The sequence below is a fragment of the Pseudomonas sp. PvP028 genome (assembly GCF_017832255.1).
Taxonomy (GTDB): Bacteria; Pseudomonadota; Gammaproteobacteria; order Pseudomonadales; family Pseudomonadaceae; genus Aquipseudomonas; species Aquipseudomonas syringae.
The window spans coordinates 4,751,232-4,770,175 of the sequence record NZ_JAFIBL010000001.1 but is presented as its reverse complement, the minus strand read 5'-3'; the positions used below and the strand labels follow the sequence as shown (position 1 = coordinate 4,770,175).

The following is an 18,944-nucleotide window of genomic DNA, read 5'->3' as shown; positions in this document are numbered from 1 at the left end:
GGGCCTCTCAGGCAATCTCAACACTCAACGAAACACCGGCACCACATGCTTGATGAACAGCTCGAGCGACTTTTTCTTCTCGGCGTGGGGCAGGCTGTTGTCGCACCAGAAGCTGAACTCGTCGACACCCAACTCCTGATAATGACGAATACGCGGAATGATCTCCTCCGGCGTACCGATCATAGTGTTTTTGCGGATGTTCTCCAGCTCGAACTCCGGACGCTCCTTGAATTTCTCTTCCGGGCTAGGGGCCAGAAAACCATTGACCGGCGTCTGTTTATTGCCAAACCACGCGTCAAAGGTACGGTAGAACTTCGCGATGGCGGTGGCACCCACTTTCCAGCCTTCGGGATCATCTGCGGCATGCACATGCGTATGGCGCAGCACCATTAATTGCGGACGGGGCACGTCAGGGTTATTGGCCAGCGCGGCGTCGAACTTGTTCTTCAGGTCGACCACTTCTTCGTCACCCTTCATTAATGGGGTGACCATCACGTTACAGCCGTTCTGCACGGCGAAATTGTGCGAGTCGGGGTCGCGCGCAGCGATCCACATCGGCGGCGTGTTGATCGGCTTGGGCACAGAAGTCGAGGTCGGGAATTTCCAGATATCGCCATCGTGAGCGTAGTCACCCTGCCATAGCGCACGTACCACAGGGACCATTTCACGCAACGCCTTGCCGCCCTCGGAGGCTGGCATGCCACCGGCCATGCGGTCGAACTCCACCTGATAGGCACCGCGTGCCAAGCCGACTTCCATGCGCCCGTTGCTGATCACGTCCAGCAGCGCGCATTCACCCGCGACCCGCAATGGATGCCAGAACGGCGCAATGATGGTACCGGCGCCCAGATGAATACGTGTGGTCCTGGCCGCCAGATACGCCAGCAGCGGCATCGGGCTTGGCGAGATGGTGTATTCCATCGCGTGGTGTTCGCCTATCCAGACCGTGCTGAAACCACCTTGCTCGGCCATCAGCGTCAGCTCGGTCAGGTCCTCGAAAAGCTGGCGATGACTGACACTTTCATCCCAGCGTTCCATGTGCACGAACAACGAAAACTTCATGACACTTACCTCGCTTAAATCCTGGCGCCTGCACCGGCGTGATGAGTTATTGTTGTCTGATGGTATACCGTAATACTTTCGGTGCAAGTGTTTTTTGCGGCGCTGCTTTTCGCTGCAAAACGCAACAGCAGAAACGAAAAAAGCGCCTCAAAGGAGGCGCTTTCGGATGTTGCGGATTCAGCCGGGGCAGGCCCGATCAGCTCGGGATCAACTGCAGGCTTCGGATTCAATGTACTCAGCCGTGGAGTCGCGAATCACCGGACCCATGCCACTCACGGCCTTTGCCTGCTCCATGATTTCCAGTGTGGAACCGGTGCCGACCAGGTTCACCGTGTGGTTGGCGCAGTTATAGACCCGCTTGGAGTAGATCACCCCAAGCATCCCTTCACGCCGCGTGATCACGACCCGTTCCTGTGCGTTGCCGCTTTTCTCTACCAGTGCGTGCTGACCGGTTCGATCATGGGGGATGGATATGCTTTTGCCTTCAGCATGCGCCGACAGGGCAGGGATCATCAGGGCCAGAAAACAGGCATGCAATTTCATCGGTGCTCCTGCGGATGAATGCGGGTTCGTTGGATCCAAAATTTACTACTGCAACGCGATTCTGGATAGCCGGGAGAGCTGCCTCTCGTCGGCTTGTTTTCAACAAATCACATCCTGCGCCAGGCCAAATATCCCGTGGAACTGTTGCTCAGGCAACAGTCGTTCCACAGCCTGGTGTGGGGCGGACAGTTGACGCTGCACGCCAGCCGTTGCAACACCTTGATCTGCCTGTCTTTTATTGGATGGCATGGTTGCTGCTCTGTGGATGTGCAGGCCCTTGTGCTTAATGCGCTCGGGAAGCTTGCAGCAGAGGAGTACCGTATGAGCCAATCGTCCATAAAATTTGCGTACTGGGTGCCCAACGTCAGTGGTGGGCTGGTAGTCAGCAAGATCGAACAGCGCACCAGTTGGACCATCGACTACAACCGCAAACTGGCGCAGATCGCCGAGCAGTCCGGCTTCGACTATGCGCTGACGCAAATCCGCTTTACCGCCGGCTATGGTGCCGAATTCCAGCATGAATCCGTAGCTTTCAGCCACGCACTGTTGGCCGCGACCGAAAAGCTCAAGGTCATTGCCGCGATATTGCCCGGGCCATGGACTCCGTCGGTAGCCGCCAAACAACTGGCGACCATTGACCAGCTCACGGCCGGGCGCGTGGCAGTCAACATCGTCAGCGGCTGGTTCAAGGGCGAGTTTCAGGCCATCGGTGAGCCCTGGCTGGAGCATGACGAACGTTATCGGCGCTCCGAGGAGTTCATTCGCGCGCTCAAGGGGATCTGGACCACCGACAACTTCACCTTCAAGGGTGATTTCTATCGCTTCCACGATTACACCCTCAAACCCAAGCCGATCCAGCGTCCTCACCCGGAGATCTTTCAGGGCGGCAGCTCTCGGGCTGCACGTGATATGGCGGCGCGGGTGTCGGACTGGTATTTCACCAACGGCAATACTGTCGAAGGCATCAAGGCGCAGGTCGATGACATTCGAGCCAAGGCAGCCGCGAACGGGCATTCGGTGAAGATCGGCGTGAACGCGTTCATCATTGCCAGGGATACCGAAGAGGAGGCGCGTGCCGTGCTGGCCGAAATCGTCGACAAGGCTGACCCGGAAGCCGTCAACGCCTTTGGTGATGCCGCGAAACAGGCTGGCCAGTCGAGTCCGGAGGGCGAGGGCAACTGGGCCAAATCCACCTTTCAGGATCTGGTGCAGTACAACGACGGCTTCAAGACCAACCTGATCGGCACACCCCGGCAGATTGCCGAGCGCATCGTGGAGCTCAAGTCCGTTGGCGTAGACCTGGTCCTTTCGGCGTTCCTGCATTTCCAGGAAGAAGTCGCCTATTTCGGTCAGCACGTGTTGCCTCTGGTACGCGAGCTGGAAGCCGCCGCGCAACGCACGCCTGTCGCCGAGACGGCTTGACCTCAGGCCACTGTCGATAACCCGCCTTGCCCCTGTAAGCCAGTCGCATTTACAGCCCGTCATAAAATCAGGCGCCACTGTGATCCAGTGTGCGCCTGTGTCCGTATGTTCAACCCCGATCAACCCATATACAGTTGCACGTGGCATTATGATGCCACTCGCTGGCATGCTTTTATCGATGCCAGGCCTTCCAGGTATGGCCGAGCACTTGCCGACAATGGCATTTGATAGCGAAAGGATTGTCGATGGCCCCTGAGCAATCAGGTCCGGTTTTCAGAAAAACCAGATGCACTGGTTCTCACCTGTTGTGGAGGCAAGTTTTGAAACGCGACCTTCGGCTTGCGTCATGGCTGATCTTCGTAGTGTGCGCCTGCGTGGTGATGTTGATGGCCTGGCAAGCATGGACCGCACGCCGCAACACTCTGGAAAACATCCAGACCAGCACGATCAATCTGGCTGGAGCGCTGAGTACCTACACGGATGGCATTTTCAAGCAGAGCGAGCTGATGCTGATCGGCCTGACGGAGCGTGTCGAAAAGGACGGCGCCGGGCCTGAACAGATCGAGCGTCTGAGGTGGGTCATTGCGCGTGAAATGGGCGCGTTGCCGCAGATCGATACCGTGTCGCTGTACAACGCCGACGGGATTTGCATCTTCTCGAGCAATCCCAAAGTCATAGGCATCAACAGTGGGCAGCGCCAGTTCTTTCAGCACCACTTGCAGATGCCTGACAAAGCCCCTTACATCGGCCCGACGATTCGCAGCCGCGCCTCCGGCGAATGGGTCATATCGGTCAGCAGACGCATCAATAATCCCGATGCGAGTTTTGCCGGGCTGATGGTCGTGACCATCGGCGTCGATCATCTGTTGAAGTTCTATTCGGATATCAAGGTTGGCCGAACCGGCATCATCAGTCTGACGTCGACCACCGGACAGCTGCGGGTACGCTATCCCCATCTGGAGCAGGAAATCGGTCGCGACCTGTCATCGACGCCCATTTTTACGTCGAAACGCGGCCAAGTGTCCGGCACCGCTCAGTTCGTTTCCAGGATTGACGGTGTCCCGCGTTTTTATGCGTTCAAACGCAGTGATGTCTACCCGATCGTCACCGTGGTTGCGCTGGGTCAGAAAGAAGCCATGCTCGACTGGCTGGGCCAGACCAGGCAGTCCATTCTGGTCATGCTGGTGCTGCTCGGCCTGGTGATCGGACTCGGCGTTCGTCTGATCGGGCATATCCACAGCCGCATACGTGCAGAAGACCAGCTGCTCGATTCCCAGGCAGCCCTGATCCAGCTGAACCAGCACCTGGAGTTGATCGCCTCTGAAGACAAACTGACCGGGCTGGCCAATCGCAGACGTTTCGATCAGTTTCTGGAAGTCGAATTCAAACGCGCCAGACGCGAGCGCAGTCTGCTGTCGTTGATTCTGATCGATGCCGATCATTTCAAACGCTACAACGATCATTACGGTCATCTGGCCGGTGATGAATGCCTGATTGCGCTTGCTCGAGTGGTCGAGCAGTTCATTCGCCGTCCCAGTGACGTCGCCGCCCGCTATGGTGGTGAAGAGATCGCGGTGGTGTTGCCCGGTACTGATGAGTCGAATGCTCGCCAGGTGGCCGAGAAGATCCTTCAGGCAATCCGTGACGAGCAGATCGAACATCCTGCCAGCCCGTTTGGCATCGTGACGATCAGCCTGGGTGTCGCGACATTCGTCGGCACGGATCGTCAGCTCGATCAGCGAGGCCTGATCGAGCTTGCTGACCGCGCGTTGTATGCCGCCAAATCGCAGGGTCGCAACCGGGTGAATGTGGCGTCGGAAAACGCGACTGGCACATTGCCGGCCTGGACCCGCGTCAAGGCCTCGGCGGATGCGCGAGCCGACACGGAGCCAAGGTCGGGCCAGCGCGATTGATGCCCGTCGGCCGCCCCTTGGCTATCACTTCTCAGACAGTTGCTGATCGTCGGCAATCTGTTGCGCATGCGGTTTGCGGCGCAGCGCGGACAACACCCAGACGAAGAATATCGGCACCAGTACCACGCCCAGCAACGTTGCACTGAGCATGCCGCCGATAACACCTGTACCGATGGCGCGCTGGCTCGCAGCCCCCGCGCCGGTGGCGAGGGTCAGCGGCACCACGCCAAGGATGAAGGCCAGCGAGGTCATGACAATCGGCCGAAAGCGCAGCCGCGCAGCCTGAAGTGCCGCGTCGCGCAGTGAATGGCCCTGATCCCACAGCTCCTTGGCGAACTCGACGATGAGAATCGCGTTTTTCGCCGCCAGCCCGATGATGGTGATCAGGCCGACTTTGAAATACACATCGTTGGGCATGCCGACGGCCGTCACGGCTAGCACGGAACCCAACGCACCGACGGGTACGATCAGCATCACCACCAGCGGGATAGCCCAGCTCTCATAGAGCGCGACCAGCAGCAGGAACACCACCAGCAGCGCCAGGCCGAACAGTCCGACCGCCTGGCCGCTGGCGAGTCTTTCTTGATAGGAGAGGCCGGTCCATTCGTAACCGATGCCTTGCGGCAGCTCGGAAACGATCCGTTCGATTTCAGCCATGGCCTCGCCGGTACTGACCCCCGGCGCTGCGTCGCCGGAAATCCTGAACGCGGGGTAGCCATTGTAGCGTGCGATCTGCACCGGGCCTTGTTCCCAGTGTGTCGAAACGAAGGCACCCAACGGCACCAGCGTGCCGCTGCTGTTGGGCACGTAGAGTTTGAGCACGCTTTCCGGGGTCATTCGCGAACTCTGCTCGGCCTGCACGACCACGCGCTGTTGACGTCCGGCATTGGCGAAGTCACTGATCACCGAGGAACCGAAGGCGGTGGACAGGGCGTTGCTGATCGACTCGAAACTCACCCCAAGCGCACGGGCTTTTTCGCGGTCGATGTTCAGGCGCAATTGCGGCGCTTCGGCCAGGCCTTCCATCATCGCGTAGAGAATCTTCGGGTTGCCGTTGGCCTCGCCGAGCAGCTTGTCGCGTGCCGCCAGCAAGGCTTCACGGCCCAGGCCTGCGCGGTCCTGCAGACGCAGCGAGAAGCCGCCCGAGGTGCCCAGGCCGTCGATAGGCGGTGGCGTCACTGCCATCACCGTGCCGTCGCCGAGCCCGGCAAAATGCTGGTTGAACGCCGCTGCTTCTTCAGCCGCCGACTGGCCCTTGCCGCGCTCCGACCAGTCCTTCAGGGTCGGGAACGCAAGACCCGCGTTTTCACCCATGCCCGAGAAGCTGAACCCCAGCAGCATGGTCACCGCGCCAGTGGCTTCGCGGGACAGCATGTAGTTCTCAAGCAATTGCGCGGTGAGGTCGGTACGTGAACGGGTGGCACCGGGAGGCAGTTGCACGTCGATGATCAGATAGCCCTGGTCTTCCACGGGCACAAAGGACTCCGGCAGACGCAGGTAGAAAAAGCCCAGCAGACCGACGATACCCAGGTACAGCAGCATGTAGCGGCCGGCGCGCTTGATCATGCTGGAGCTGACGCGCTCGTAACGGTCGGTGAACATGCCGAACAGGCGATTGAAACCACCGAAGAACCCCCGCTTTTCATGGTGCCCGGCCGGGATCGGCTTGAGCAGCGTGGCACACAGCGCGGGGGTGAACGTCAGGGCCAGGAAACCCGAAAACAGAATCGACACGGCCAGCGACAGCGAGAACTGCTGGTAGATGACCCCGACCGAGCCGCCCATGAACGCCAGTGGCAGAAACACGGCGGCCAGGACCAGCGTGATGCCGAAAATCGCCCCGGAAACCTGCTGCATCGCCTTGACCGTGGCGGCGGCGGGAGAGAGGCCTTCTTCAGCCATGATCCGCTCGACGTTTTCCACCACCACAATGGCGTCGTCGACCAGAATACCAATGGCCAGCACCATGCCGAACATGGTCATCATGTTCACCGAGAAGCCCATCAGGTACATGATCGCCAGTGTCCCTGCCAGGCACACCGGGACCACGATGGTCGGGATCAGCGTGTAACGGATGTTCTGCAGAAACAGGAACATCACTAGAAACACCAGCACCATGGCTTCAACGAGGGTGTAGATCACCTTGTCGATCGCCACGTCAACGAAGCGCGAGGTGTCGTACGGTATCGAAAACCCGACGCCTTCCGGGAAGTTGACCGACAGCTCGGTGAGCCGCTGCTCGACGGCTCTGGCCGTCTGGATCGCGTTGGCACCCGGCGACAGCTGAACGGCACCGGCGACGGCCCGTTGCCCGTTCAGGCGTGATTCGAAGCTGTAATCCTGGCTGCCGACCGCCACCCGCGCCACATCGGACAGGTGCACCGCAGAGCCGTCCTCGTTGGCACGCAGAACGATGCGCCCGAACTCTTCCGGGTTGTCCAAAGTGCCCTTGACCGCCAGAGTGGCGGTCAACTCCTGCAATGACGAGCCCGGGCTGCTGCCGAAACTGCCTGCCGGAACCTGCACGTTCTGCGCCCGGATGGCGGCATTCACGTCGTCGATGGACAAGCCGAAACCCACCAGCTTCTGCGGATCGATCCATACCCGCATCGCGGCTTCGGCAGCGAAGAATTGCAGTCTGCCGACACCGTTCACCCGGCTTATTTCGTTATTGACGTTGCGTGCCGCGTAGTCGGCCAACGCGACGGTATCCTTGTTGGCCGCGCCGTCCTTGTAGTTCAGTGTGTAGATCAACAGAAAACCGGAGCTGGCCTGTTCGACCTGCAGGCCCTGGCTGAGGACCGTCTGCGGCAAGCGTGCTTCGGCTTTCTTGATACGGTTCTGTACCTCGACCTGAGCCAGGTCCGAGTTGGTGCCCGGCACGAACGTCACGTTGATTTCCGCGCTGCCGGTCGAGTTGCTGGTCGACTCGTAATACAGCATCCCCTTGGCACCGTTGAGCTCGTCCTCGATAACGCTGGTCACCGAATCGACCAGCACTTTCGCGGATGCGCCGGGGTAGGTTGCGGTGATGGTGATCTGCGGTGGCGCCACGTCCGGGTACTGCGCCACAGGCAAAGACGGCAGAGCCATCAACCCGGCGAGCAAGATGAACAGGGCGAGTACCCAGGCGAAGTTAGGGCGCTTGATAAAAAAGAGAGACATGGACAGTGATCCTCGGTCGCGCTGAAGGCGGCTTTATTGCGCCTTGGCCTGCGGCTGGGCGGAGGGCGATTTGCGGGCGACCTTGTCACCGGCGCTGAGCCCGGTCATGTTGCCGACAATGACCTGTTCGCCTGCCTTCAGGCCTTCAGTGATCTGCCAGCGCGAATCCTGCATCGCCCCGGTTTTTACCGGGCGCGCTTCAACCGTGCCGTCCTGGGCAATCACCAGCACGCGGGCTGCACCGTCACCGGAGCGCTGAACGGCGCGCTGCGGAACAAGAATGGCGTTGCTGTCAACGCGTTGCGGTGTGCGTACCCGCACGTACATGCCGGGCAGCAGCACGCCCTTGGGATTGGCAAAGCGCGCACGCAACGAAACCTGGCCGGTAGTCCGGTCTACTGCGACATCGGTAAACAGCAGGGTGCCAGTGCTCGTGTAATCGGTGCCGTCGACACTCAGTGACAACGCGTCTTCGCCGCCCTTTGGCAAGCGGCCTTCCTGTATCGCGGCGCGCATCTGCAAGGCGTCGGCGGCCGGCTGGGTAAAGTCGGCGTAGACCGGGTCGAGTTGTTGAATGGTTGCCAGCAGCGTGGTTTCGCCCTGACCGACCAGCGCGCCCTCGGTGACCATAGCGCGGCCAATGCGGCCTGAAATCGGCGCCTTGACGGTGGCATAGCTCAGGTTCAGCCTGGCTGTTTCAACATCGGCCTCGGCCGAACGCTTCGCTGCAACAGCGTTTTGCAGCGCGGAGCGGGCCGTGTCGAAGGTCTGGCGACTCACCGCTTCAATTTCCACCAGCGACTCATAGCGCTTGACCGTGGCCTGAGTCTCGAACAGCGTGGCCTGAGTCCGTGCCAGATCTCCCTGCGCCTTGGACAGCGCGGCCTTGAATGGCGCCGGATCGATCTGGAACAGCACTGCGCCGGCTTTCACGTCGGCGCCTTCCTCGAAGTTGCGGCTCAGCACGATACCGGCCACCCGGGCGCGAACCTGCGCCACACGCACCGGTTCGATACGGCCGGGCAATTCGTCAACGAGCGTGAACGATTCGGCGCTGACGATAATGGCTTCCACCTCTTTGGGCGCTTTCGATGCAGCGTGATCCTGCTGCTGTTTCTGCTCGCACCCGGCCAGACCCAACGCTGCCAGCAGGGCTACTGCAGACATGACACGCCAATCGCTGAAACTACTCATCATTCACCCGGCCGCAGCCATCAGATGCTAAAGCCGCGAATGATCCACTTTGAAAGGCGATGAGTCAATATTGACTCACATGAGGCTTTAGTGACTAATTGTGTATAGGCTTTGAGAACGCGGTAAGGTTTCTGCACAATGCGCCGCCCGCCACTTATACGAGTTGAAGACGTACCCAATGGAATTACCTGCTGACGACAAATTTCTGAAGGCTCTGGCCGTTGCGCTGGTCGACCATTCCAACGGTACGCTCAAGGATATTGCTCAGGCGGCTGGTGTCAGCAAGGCGACGCTCAACCGCTTCTGCGGTACTCGCGCCAATCTCGTGGAACTGCTGCTCAATCACGCCTCGGACCTGATGAACCAGATGGTTGCCGACGCGGATCTGCAGCATGCTCCGCCGCTGGAAGCACTTCAGCGGCTGGTCGACAACCACCTCATGCACCGCGAAATGCTGGTCTTTCTGGTATTTCAGTGGCGTCCGGATTCGCTCGACGAAAGCAGCGGGGGACGCCGCTGGTTGCCTTACTCTGACGCCCTGGATGCATTTTTCCTGCGCGGTCAGCGTGAAGGTCTGTTCCGGATCGACGTCGGTGCCGCCGTCCTTACCGAAATGTTCGCAGCGCTGCTCTCCGGGATGGTCGACGCCGAACGCCGCGGCCGTGTGGCACGCGTCGGCATGGGCGCATTGGTGACCCAGTTTTTCCTGCAGGGCGCGGCGGCACGATAAGCCAGCCTGTGCTGTTTTGTCGCATGACCTATTGCAGCCCATGAGCGCGACGTTTGCGCGTCTGCTCATGCCTTGATACAGGATTGGCGGTATTCCCCATGGTCCTTGAGTGGTAAATTCGCCGCCTTTGAATTTGTCTGAACCCACGCGCCTTATCCTCAGGGGACGCAAGACATGACGCAACATCTGACACGCCGCGAGGTGGTCGCAGGTCTCTCGTTGTTGAGCCTTGGTCTGCTGACCGGCTGCGGCAGCTCCAATGCGTTGCCGTTCAAGCACGGCAAGGACATGAGCAACGAGATTGTCGGCCGCAACTTCCGGCTCAAGGACTCGCAAGGCAACGTCAAGACGCTGTCGAGTTTTCGCGGCCTCATGCCGATGATCTTCTTCGGTTTCACCCAGTGCCCGGCCATCTGCCCCACCGCGCTGGCGCGAGCTGCACAGATCAGGAAGCTGATGGGCGAGGAGGGCAAGACGCTGCAGGTGGTGTTCATTACCCTGGACCCGGAGCGCGATACGCCCGAAGTGATCGACGCTTATGTGAAGGCCTTCGATCCGACCTTCGTTGCACTGTCCGGCACGCTTGAAGAAACGGCGGCAACGGCGAAGGAGTTCGGCGTATTCTTCGAGAAGGTTCCACTGGGTGACACCTACACGATATCGCACACCGCCACCAGTTACGTTTACGACACCCGCGGTGTATTACGCCTGGGGTTGTCGCACAGGCTGTCCGCCCAACAATGCACCGAAGATCTGCTCACTTTGATGGAAGTATGCTGATGACCGCTCTGATTCGTAACGTTGCAAAACCGCTGTTGCTGACCCTCTCGCTGTTGGGCCTGAGCGCTCAGGCCCTGGCCGAAACACACATCAATGACGCCTGGGTGCGTGCCACCGTGCCAGGCCAGTCCGCCACGGGTGCGTTCATGCGTATCACCGCGGACACGGACAGCAAGTTGGTCGACGTCGCTTCACCTGTTGCGAAAACCGTGCAGATCCATGAGATGAGCATGAAAGGCGATGTGATGAGCATGCAGCGCGTCAACTCGGTCGACCTGCCGGCTGGCAAACCGGTGATGCTCGATTCCGATGGCTACCACGTGATGTTCATGGGCCTGTCCGCCCAGGTCAAAGAGGGCGACCAGGTGCCTCTGACCCTGACCGTGGAAGACGCCAAGGGCGCGAAGCAAACGATCCAGGTCACCGCAGTCGCCAGATCACTGACCGGCAACGAGCACAGCAGCCACGGCGATCACAGCGGCCATTGAGGCTTGCAGCATCGGACGCTGGGCACTCATCGTTATAAACCGGTCTTGTGGGAGCGAGCTTGCTCGCGAAGAGGCCGGCACAGCCCCCCAGCAAACAGGGGCTCGATGCATCGGCAAGAGAGTGATCTACATGACGCCTATCGTTCCTCACGCTCCAGTGGAATGCCTTTCGTGACGCTCCGCGTCACAACTCTGTGCCTCACTGCACGTTCAAAAGCGAACGCGGAACGTCCGCCTCCTATATGCATTTAGGATCTAACCGACGAACCAAATATTCTTTTCAGGAACAAAGCTCTTTCGGCGATGATTGCCTCGCCACATCGGCCTAAGGAAGGTGACTGATACCAACAGAACCTGGATTTTTATCATGAAAATGCAGGAGTGTATCAATGGGCAATGTCCAGACCGCAGCCAGTGCACATGACGTGCCTTGGCGCCAGACGCCGAGTGGCGATCTGGTCGATCTGGGGCGTCCTTTCCGTGCGCCGCTGGCGTTATCGCGGTTGCAAAGCACCCCCAAGCCGATTCTCGGACGGCGCGAAGCCATTTTGCTCGGTGCGCTGGCGCTGGTGTTCCATGGCGCGATCATTTACTGGCTGAGCCAGAACCCGACGCCGGCGTTGCCGGTTGTGCCACCTGAAATCCCGCCGATGACCATCGAGTTTTCCCAGCCTGCGCCACCGGTTGTGGAAACACCGCCGCCACCGCCCGAGCCTGTCGTGCAACCGGTGGTCGAGCCGCCACCTCCTGTCGAGGACGAACTGGCCGTCAAACCGCCGCCGCCCAAACCGATTCCCAAGCCCAAGCCACAGCCGCCCAAACCGGTGGTCAAGCCGGTCGTGAAACCCGTGGCCAAACCGGCTGAGCAGCCACCCACACCCCCTGTACCGGCAGCTCCTGTCGCCGCGCCTGCGCCACCCGCTCCGCCGGCACCAAAGCCGGTGACCCCGGCCTCGGCCAGTGCGGGTTACTTGCGCAACCCGGCTCCGGAATATCCATCGCTGGCCATGCGTCGCGGCTGGGAAGGCACTGTGCTGTTGCGCGTGCATGTATTGGCCAGCGGCAAGCCCGGCGAGATTCAAATACAGAAGAGCAGTGGCCGCGAGCAGCTTGATGACGCCGCGCTTGCTGCGGTGAAACGCTGGAGTTTCGTTCCGGCCAAGCAGGGCGATGTAGCCCAGGATGGCTGGGTCAGCGTGCCCATTGATTTCAAGATCAACTGAGGCTTCAAGATCAAAACGTTTCACGATCAAACCCGGCTATTCGATTGACCTGGCGAGCTACCTGAACCAAAGGCGCATCGCGACACACTCCATGCCTTGTTCAGACTTTGTTCAGAGAGAGCTGCGCCATGAATCTACTTGCTTCGCCTTTTGAATCCATCGAACACGCGGTCATCTGGCTGCTGGTGCTTTTTTCCGTCGCGACCTGGGGCCTGGCCTTGCTCAAGGGCGTGCAGTTTTCGCGTCTGAAGTCTCAGGATCGCAAGTTCCACAAGCGGTTCTGGGCGGCATCGAGTCTGGATTCGGCCGCGCAACTGGCCCAGGAGCAACCGGGCGCTGCCGCTCGTGTCGCCCTGGCCGGTTACGCCGCCATTCAGGTGCCGGATGGCGCGCAGGCCAATGACCTCAGTCATTCCATCAACCATCAGGACCGCCTTGAGCGCGCACTGCGTCAGCAGATCGTTCGCGAGCGCCGCTCGCTGGAAACCGGTCTGGCCATCCTCGCCAGCATCGGCAGCACTTCGCCTTTCATCGGTCTGTTCGGTACGGTCTGGGGCATCATGTCGGCCCTCAAGGGCATCAGTGCGGCCGGTTCTGCGAGCCTGGAAACGGTGGCCGGGCCGATCGGCGCGGCGCTGGTGGCTACCGGTGTCGGTATTGCCGTCGCAGTGCCCGCAGTGCTGGTTTACAACTACTTCCTGCGACGCCTGAAACTGACCGCTGCCGATCTGGATGACTTTGCCCATGACTTCTATAGCCTTGCGCAGAAGAGCGCCTTCCGTGTGCTGCTGCATCCGGTATTGAAGTCCGGCACTGCGGGCGCCCACGCCGGGCAGAACGTGAAGGAGGCCTCCTGAGATGGCTTTTTCTACTCAAGATACCGATGAAGTGCTGAGCGAGATCAACGTCACGCCGCTGGTAGACGTAATGCTGGTGCTGCTGGTGGTGTTCATCGTTACCGCGCCGCTGTTGACCAACTCGATCCCGATCAACCTGCCCAAGACCGAATCGGTCGCGCCAGTGGAGCAGAAAGACCCATTGGTGGTGAGCATCGACGGGCAGGGCAAGCTGTTCATCAACAAGGACGAAATCCAGCCGGGCTTGCTGGAAAGCAGCCTGAAGGCGGCCAAGGACAAGACCCCTGACGTGCGCGTGCAATTGCAGGCGGACAATGGCGTCAACTACGGAGAAGTCGCGCGCGCAATGGCTTCCATCGAACGTGCCGGGATTACCAAATTGTCCGTGATCACTGCCAAGTAGCAGATTTATACCACCTACAGCTTCAACGGTTTTGGGCCGCATCCTCAGGCAGGTGCGGCCTTTTTTTGCCTGCATCGCAAGCATTTTTCAGTACGGACACAAATGCAGATGCTTGTTCGTTATTGGTATTTAAATATTTAAATCAATGTCATTAAGCTATATCGCATCGGGCTACCGGAACATCAATCAGACACCGTAATGATCGCCACCGTCCGCCGCACGGATCGCTCGTTGTAACCAGAACAAAGTTTCTGGATCAGGGATTTTCAAGGGGTAGTGGTATGGGGAATTTCAAACGCAGCGTATTGGCCACGGCGATTTTTTCAGCCAATTTGCTGAGCGTCGCGGGTATCAGTGCAAGCGCTTTTGCCGCCGAAGCGACAGATGAACAAGCTAATCAGGGTGCGTCCACTCTGGGTACAGTGATCGTGACCGGCACCCGTGCGCAGGAGCGTACCGCCAGCGCCTCGCTGTCGCCTGTCGATGTGATCTCCGGTGACAGCCTGCGCAGTTCCGGCTCCAGCGAGTTGGGCGCCGTGCTGGCTCGTCTGATTCCTTCGATCAATTTCCCTCGGCCGAGCCTGGTGGACGGTGCGGAGCTGACACGTCCGGCGCAACTGCGTGGCCTCTCGCCGGATCAGGTGCTGGTGCTGGTCAACGGCAAGCGCCGGCATACATCCGCCTTCGTCAATCTGGGCGGGGCGGTCGGACGTGGTTCGGCACCTGCCGACCTGAATGCCATTCCGCTGTCGGCCATCGACCATATCGAAGTCCTGCGCGACGGTGCGTCGGCACGTTATGGGTCCGATGCCATCGCCGGGGTGATCAACATTATTCTCAAGAGCGCCGACCATGGCGGGTCGATTTCCAGCCAGTACGGCCAATACAAGAAGGGCGACGGCATTCAGCGCCAAGTATCGGGCAATACCGGTTTTGCCCTGGGCGACAACGGCACGTTCAACCTGTCCGGTGAGGGTGCCAACAATGACTACACCAACCGAGCCGGTGACGACTTGCGAGCGTCCAGTGTCGGGTCCACCACTTACGGTCAGCAGGTGTTTCGCCAGGGCGAGCCACAGACGCACGAGGGCAAGCTGCAGTACAACGCCGAATACAGCTTCAGCGATGCGGCGGAGTTCTACAGCTTTGGGGGCTACAGCAAACGGCGTGGTGAAACCGCCGCTTTCTATCGGCCGAGCAATGCTTCGAATAACATTGCGGCGATTTATCCAAACGGCTATCTGCCACTGATCAACGGCACGCTCGAAGACACCTCGCTGGTCGCTGGCCTGCGCGGTGAACTGGCGTATGACTGGCACTACGACGTGTCCGCCAACTATGGCAAAAACTCTTATGAGCTGCGCACCAAAACCATTAACACCTCATTGGGGCTGAACACGCCGCGCTCGTTTTACAACGGCACGCTGACCAATGATCAGAGGCAACTGAGCCTCGACCTGTTCAGAGAATTCAATACAGCGTGGCTGCCTTATCCGGTATCGGTTGCGTTTGGCGCGGAGTACCTGCGGCAGGGCTATCAGATCGAGGCAGGGCAGCCAGAGTCGTATTTCCAGACCGGCAGTTCCGGGTTGGGCGGTTTCCGCGCGGCGGATGCAGGCAGTTACTCGCGACACAACTTCGCACAGTATCTGGACCTGGAAACCAATCTGACCGAGAAGCTCGGTGTGTCGGCTGCCGTCCGCCACGAGGACTACAGCGATTTCGGTTCCAATGTCAGCGGCTCGCTTTCGGCGCGCTACGATTTCACTCCGCAGTTGGCCTTGCGAGGCAGCGTATCGACAGGCTTCCGCGCGCCTTCACTGGCGCAGCAGAACTTTACTTTCACGTCGTCGCAGCTGATTGGCAACACCATCCAGGAAGCGGGCACGTTTCCGGCCGGCAGTAACGTTGCACAACTGTTGGGTGCCGAAGACCTCAAGCCGGAAAAGTCCCGCAACTACAGCCTGGGCCTGGTACTCCAGCCGCTGGACAGCCTGACCGTGACTGCCGACGTCTATCGCATCGACATTCAGGACCGTATCTCGCTGTCCTCCAATCTGGTGCTCAATAACACCGCCATCAATTACCTGCGCAGCAATGGCGTAGGCGATATCAACTACACCAGTGCCCGTTATTTCACCAACGCCACGGACACCAGCACCGATGGCGTCGATCTGGTCGCCAATTACCGCTACCAGTTCGACAACGGTGTGCGCTGGAACAGCACGGTGGGTTACAACTACAACCACACCAAAGTCACCGACGTGAAGGCCAACCCGGCGATTCTCGATCAGTTGGGAGTGAACCTGGTGCGGGTAGACCGCAGGGAGCGCATCGGTTTGCTGGGCGACACTACGCCTCAACACAAACTGACGCTGGGCAATGACCTGACGTTTGGCAATTGGGCGCTGCACTCCAACCTGGTCCGCTACGGCGAGTTCACCAGCTATCAGGCCGACAAGGTCAACGACCAGACCTTCAGCGCCGCCTGGCTGCTGGACCTGGCGGTCGACTACAAACTCAAGAGCTGGGTCTTCACCCTGGGCGGCGACAACGTCACCGACAAATACCCGGAAAAGCTCAACGACTTCTCCTCCAGCGGCGGCAACCTGGCCTACAGCACATTCTCGCCCTACGGGTACAGCGGCGCTTATTACTACGGCAAGGTGACGTATAACTGGTAGCGCGATTTGCCGCTGACTGTCGTTCCAATACGTTGCGTTTGCATAAAGCTCGTGACGCTGCAACACGACGCTATGCCTTGCTCCTGGGCACTGCACATAAACGAAAGCGCTTTTTTGGCGCAATGGCACTGACAACGCAAATTGCGACGTAAGTGACGGCTGAGTCCTGACGCTGATCCGGGGGTAACTCGGCAGGACGCCGAGTTAGCCGCACCGGGCCATGGAGGGCCCGTTGCGGCGACCCCCGGATCAGTGACAGCGCGAAGGAACCCGACGAAGTCGGGCCTGAGCCGGAGCCAGGGGCTTTGGTCACTTTGGCCCCATCAAAGTGACTCGCCGAGGGGCGAAAAGCTGACCTGAGCCGAACCCCAATCCACCTGACAAAGAAAAACCGCCGTGTTACGCAGAGCGTCGGCCGCTGTGAGGGGGAGAAATCTTGCAGTCTTCGGCATGCCATGTTCCGGTGGGGATTTAAAATTCTCTGGAGCACATCGATATATAAAAAGCTATTTAAATAGCCTTTAGAAATAATCATAGACCTTCGTGGACATGTGCAAAGGCGGTAGCAGGACTGACTTTAATATTCTCATTTTTTATAATTAGCTTAGAAGTAAATGTGATTTTTAATTGAATCCCCATGCGCCTAGTCTTGCTGATCAGTCAGAAGTCATCCAGGAGCAATACCATGAGCAACGTCAGCGCTTTGCCAGTCCAGTCAGGTACGACGCCGTCGGGTAGCGGCAGCGTGCGCGACAGAGTGTCGCCGGAAGAATGGGAAGTCCGGGTCAAGCTGGCGGCGGCCTATCGGCTGGCGGCGCTCAAGCGTTGGACCGATCATATCTATACGCATTTCTCGGCACGCGTGCCGGGCCCGGACGAGCACTTTCTGATCAACGCGTTCGGGCTGCTGTTCGATGAAATCACCGCATCCAACCTGGTCAAGGTCGATATTGACGGCACGATTGTCGATGACCCCACCGGGCTGGGTATCAACTACGCCGGTTACGTGATTCACAGTGCCATTCATGCTGCGCGCCACGACCTGCAGGCGGTGCTGCACACGCACACCCGTGACGGTATCGCCGTGTCGGCGCAGAAGGACGGCCTGCTGCCCATCTCCCAGCACTCGATTGCCTTCTCCGGCCGGGTTGCTTACCACGGCTATGAAGGCATTGCGCTGGACTTGAGTGAACGCGAACGGCTGGTCGCGGACCTGGGTGACAAGAGCGTGATGATCCTGCGCAACCACGGGTTGCTGACCGGCGGGGTGAGTGTCGAGCATGCGTTTCAGCAGCTTCATGCCCTTGAGTACGCCTGCAATATTCAGATTGCGGCACAGTCGGCGGGTAACGCCGAACTGGTGTTCCCACCGCGCGAGGTGATTGCCAAGGTGGAGCAGCAGGCAAAGGCCATCAAGGACGGCCATGCGCCGGGTGTCGCACGGCACTGGAATGCCCTGATTCGCGAGCTGGAGCGTAACGACACCGACTACAAGACGTGACCCTGCAACGCAGTGATGCGAGGCGCTTGAGGTTGGTGTAGTGTGCGCAGCCAAAACAAGGGGCGCACACATGCAAGACCTGCTGAACGAAATCCTCGATGAAGTAAGACCCTTGCTTGGTCAGGGCAAGGTGGCCGATTACATCCCGGCACTGGGCGAGGTCCGGCCAGATCAGCTGGGCATCGCGGTGTACGGCAACGATGGTCAGGTGTTCAGCGCCGGGGACGCCGAAACGGCGTTTTCGATACAGAGCATTTCCAAGGTGTTCAGCCTGGTGCAAGCCATCGGTCACTCGGGCGAGGAGATCTGGCAGCGTCTCGGACACGAGCCTTCTGGCCAGCCATTCAACTCGCTGGTGCAGCTGGAGTTCGAGCAGGGCAGGCCGCGCAATCCGTTCATCAATGCCGGTGCGCTGGTGATCTGCGACATCAACCAGGCGCGGTTCGCAGCACCGTCGCTGTCGATGCGCGACTTCGTTCGACGCCTGTGCGGTAATCGGGCGATCACTTCCGACTCCAAAGTCGCCGACTCCGAATACCAGCACCGTTCGCGCAATGCCGCGGCGGCCTATCTGATGAAATCCTTCGACAATTTTCACGGCGATGTGGAAGACGTGCTGCGCAGCTACTTCCATCATTGTGCGCTGAGCATGAATTGTATCGATCTGGCCAAAGCATTCGGTTTTCTGGCTCATCAGGGCTTTTGCGCTCACAGCGGCGAGCAGATCGTCACTGCGCGGCAGGCTACCCAGGTCAACTCGATCATGGCCACCAGCGGCCTGTACGACGAAGCCGGCAACTTCGCCTATCGCGTAGGCCTGCCGGGCAAGAGCGGGGTAGGCGGTGGTATCGTTGCGATCGTGCCCGAGCGTGCCTCAGTCTGTGTGTGGTCCCCGGAGTTGAACGCAGCGGGCAATTCCCTTGTCGGTATGGCTGCGCTGGAAAAACTCAGCGCGAGGGTCGACTGGTCGGTCTTTTGA

The 18,944-nt window shown here is 59.5% G+C and carries 15 protein-coding genes; 11 read left to right on the top strand and 4 right to left on the bottom strand.

Going from position 1 to position 18,944, the window contains the following annotated elements:
- Positions 1 to 24: 24 nt before the first annotated feature.
- Positions 25 to 1,062, bottom strand: a complete 1,038-nt coding sequence (locus JOE34_RS20410) for an LLM class flavin-dependent oxidoreductase (protein WP_024682958.1) — start codon at positions 1,060 to 1,062, stop codon at positions 25 to 27.
- A gap of 207 nt (positions 1,063 to 1,269) precedes the next feature.
- A complete protein-coding gene (locus JOE34_RS20405) occupies positions 1,270 to 1,605 on the bottom strand; it encodes a hypothetical protein (protein WP_046266801.1) in 336 nt (111 codons plus the stop codon).
- A gap of 321 nt (positions 1,606 to 1,926) precedes the next feature.
- On the opposite strand from JOE34_RS20405, the gene sfnG reads away from it, so the two are divergent.
- Together sfnG and JOE34_RS20395 are read left to right on the top strand one after the other, a co-directional pair.
- On the top strand, positions 1,927 to 3,027 hold the full coding sequence (gene sfnG / locus JOE34_RS20400; RefSeq protein WP_003423982.1) for a dimethylsulfone monooxygenase SfnG: 1,101 nt from the start codon (positions 1,927 to 1,929) through the stop codon (positions 3,025 to 3,027).
- A gap of 320 nt (positions 3,028 to 3,347) precedes the next feature.
- Positions 3,348 to 4,940, top strand: coding sequence for a sensor domain-containing diguanylate cyclase (locus JOE34_RS20395; protein ID WP_004404095.1), 1,593 nt, complete (start codon positions 3,348 to 3,350; stop codon positions 4,938 to 4,940).
- Between the two features lie 24 nt (positions 4,941 to 4,964).
- On the opposite strand, the gene JOE34_RS20390 is transcribed toward JOE34_RS20395, so the two are convergent.
- Both JOE34_RS20390 and JOE34_RS20385 read right to left on the bottom strand, forming a co-directional pair.
- The gene (locus JOE34_RS20390; RefSeq protein WP_209996521.1) at positions 4,965 to 8,105 is read right to left on the bottom strand and encodes an efflux RND transporter permease subunit; all 3,141 of its coding nucleotides are present in this window, start codon (positions 8,103 to 8,105) and stop codon (positions 4,965 to 4,967) included.
- Between the two features lie 33 nt (positions 8,106 to 8,138).
- Positions 8,139 to 9,299: an efflux RND transporter periplasmic adaptor subunit gene (locus tag JOE34_RS20385; RefSeq protein WP_016567976.1), complete on the bottom strand. Its 1,161-nt coding sequence runs from the start codon at positions 9,297 to 9,299 to the stop codon at positions 8,139 to 8,141.
- 178 nt (positions 9,300 to 9,477) lie between these two features.
- Here JOE34_RS20385 and JOE34_RS20380 point away from each other — a divergent pair, with 178 nt between their 5' ends.
- From JOE34_RS20380 to glsB, 9 genes are all read left to right on the top strand, one after another.
- Positions 9,478 to 10,029, top strand: coding sequence for a LacI family DNA-binding transcriptional regulator (locus JOE34_RS20380; protein ID WP_003317850.1), 552 nt, complete (start codon positions 9,478 to 9,480; stop codon positions 10,027 to 10,029).
- A gap of 174 nt (positions 10,030 to 10,203) precedes the next feature.
- The gene (locus tag JOE34_RS20375; protein WP_003424002.1) at positions 10,204 to 10,809 is read left to right on the top strand and encodes an SCO family protein; all 606 of its coding nucleotides are present in this window, start codon (positions 10,204 to 10,206) and stop codon (positions 10,807 to 10,809) included.
- Positions 10,803 to 11,297 (top strand): copper chaperone PCu(A)C, encoded by a 495-nt coding sequence (locus tag JOE34_RS20370; protein ID WP_209996519.1) that lies wholly within the window; start codon positions 10,803 to 10,805, stop codon positions 11,295 to 11,297. Before JOE34_RS20375 ends, JOE34_RS20370 begins: the two co-directional genes overlap by 7 nt.
- A gap of 389 nt (positions 11,298 to 11,686) precedes the next feature.
- The gene (locus JOE34_RS20365) at positions 11,687 to 12,520 is read left to right on the top strand and encodes an energy transducer TonB (RefSeq protein WP_209996517.1); all 834 of its coding nucleotides are present in this window, start codon (positions 11,687 to 11,689) and stop codon (positions 12,518 to 12,520) included.
- Positions 12,521 to 12,648: 128 nt separating this feature from the next.
- Entirely contained in the window at positions 12,649 to 13,377 is a 729-nt protein-coding gene (locus JOE34_RS20360) for a MotA/TolQ/ExbB proton channel family protein (RefSeq protein WP_074953542.1), read from the top strand.
- Between the two features lies 1 nt (position 13,378).
- Positions 13,379 to 13,780, top strand: a complete 402-nt coding sequence (locus tag JOE34_RS20355; RefSeq protein ID WP_003317853.1) for a biopolymer transporter ExbD — start codon at positions 13,379 to 13,381, stop codon at positions 13,778 to 13,780.
- A 281-nt stretch (positions 13,781 to 14,061) separates the two neighbouring features.
- Positions 14,062 to 16,464, top strand: coding sequence for a TonB-dependent receptor (locus JOE34_RS20350; RefSeq protein WP_209996515.1), 2,403 nt, complete (start codon positions 14,062 to 14,064; stop codon positions 16,462 to 16,464).
- Positions 16,465 to 17,149: 685 nt separating this feature from the next.
- On the top strand, positions 17,150 to 17,965 hold the full coding sequence (locus JOE34_RS20345; protein WP_003409879.1) for a class II aldolase/adducin family protein: 816 nt from the start codon (positions 17,150 to 17,152) through the stop codon (positions 17,963 to 17,965).
- A 70-nt stretch (positions 17,966 to 18,035) separates the two neighbouring features.
- Positions 18,036 to 18,944: a glutaminase B gene (gene glsB / locus JOE34_RS20340; RefSeq protein WP_003424029.1), complete on the top strand. Its 909-nt coding sequence runs from the start codon at positions 18,036 to 18,038 to the stop codon at positions 18,942 to 18,944.

Excerpts from the sequence above, each read along its gene's own strand:
- JOE34_RS20410 (WP_024682958.1), bottom strand. The coding sequence starts at position 1,062 with ATGAAGTTTTCGTTGTTCGTGCACATGGAACGCTGGGATGAAAGTGTC.
- JOE34_RS20405 (WP_046266801.1), bottom strand. The coding sequence starts at position 1,605 with ATGAAATTGCATGCCTGTTTTCTGGCCCTGATGATCCCTGCCCTGTCG.
- sfnG (WP_003423982.1), top strand. The coding sequence starts at position 1,927 with ATGAGCCAATCGTCCATAAAATTTGCGTACTGGGTGCCCAACGTCAGT.
- JOE34_RS20390 (WP_209996521.1), bottom strand. The coding sequence starts at position 8,105 with ATGTCTCTCTTTTTTATCAAGCGCCCTAACTTCGCCTGGGTACTCGCC.
- JOE34_RS20385 (WP_016567976.1), bottom strand. The coding sequence starts at position 9,299 with ATGAGTAGTTTCAGCGATTGGCGTGTCATGTCTGCAGTAGCCCTGCTG.
- JOE34_RS20380 (WP_003317850.1), top strand. The coding sequence starts at position 9,478 with ATGGAATTACCTGCTGACGACAAATTTCTGAAGGCTCTGGCCGTTGCG.
- JOE34_RS20375 (WP_003424002.1), top strand. The coding sequence starts at position 10,204 with ATGACGCAACATCTGACACGCCGCGAGGTGGTCGCAGGTCTCTCGTTG.
- JOE34_RS20370 (WP_209996519.1), top strand. The coding sequence starts at position 10,803 with ATGCTGATGACCGCTCTGATTCGTAACGTTGCAAAACCGCTGTTGCTG.
- JOE34_RS20365 (WP_209996517.1), top strand. The coding sequence starts at position 11,687 with ATGGGCAATGTCCAGACCGCAGCCAGTGCACATGACGTGCCTTGGCGC.
- JOE34_RS20360 (WP_074953542.1), top strand. The coding sequence starts at position 12,649 with ATGAATCTACTTGCTTCGCCTTTTGAATCCATCGAACACGCGGTCATC.
- JOE34_RS20355 (WP_003317853.1), top strand. The coding sequence starts at position 13,379 with ATGGCTTTTTCTACTCAAGATACCGATGAAGTGCTGAGCGAGATCAAC.
- JOE34_RS20350 (WP_209996515.1), top strand. The coding sequence starts at position 14,062 with ATGGGGAATTTCAAACGCAGCGTATTGGCCACGGCGATTTTTTCAGCC.
- JOE34_RS20345 (WP_003409879.1), top strand. The coding sequence starts at position 17,150 with ATGAGCAACGTCAGCGCTTTGCCAGTCCAGTCAGGTACGACGCCGTCG.
- glsB (WP_003424029.1), top strand. The coding sequence starts at position 18,036 with ATGCAAGACCTGCTGAACGAAATCCTCGATGAAGTAAGACCCTTGCTT.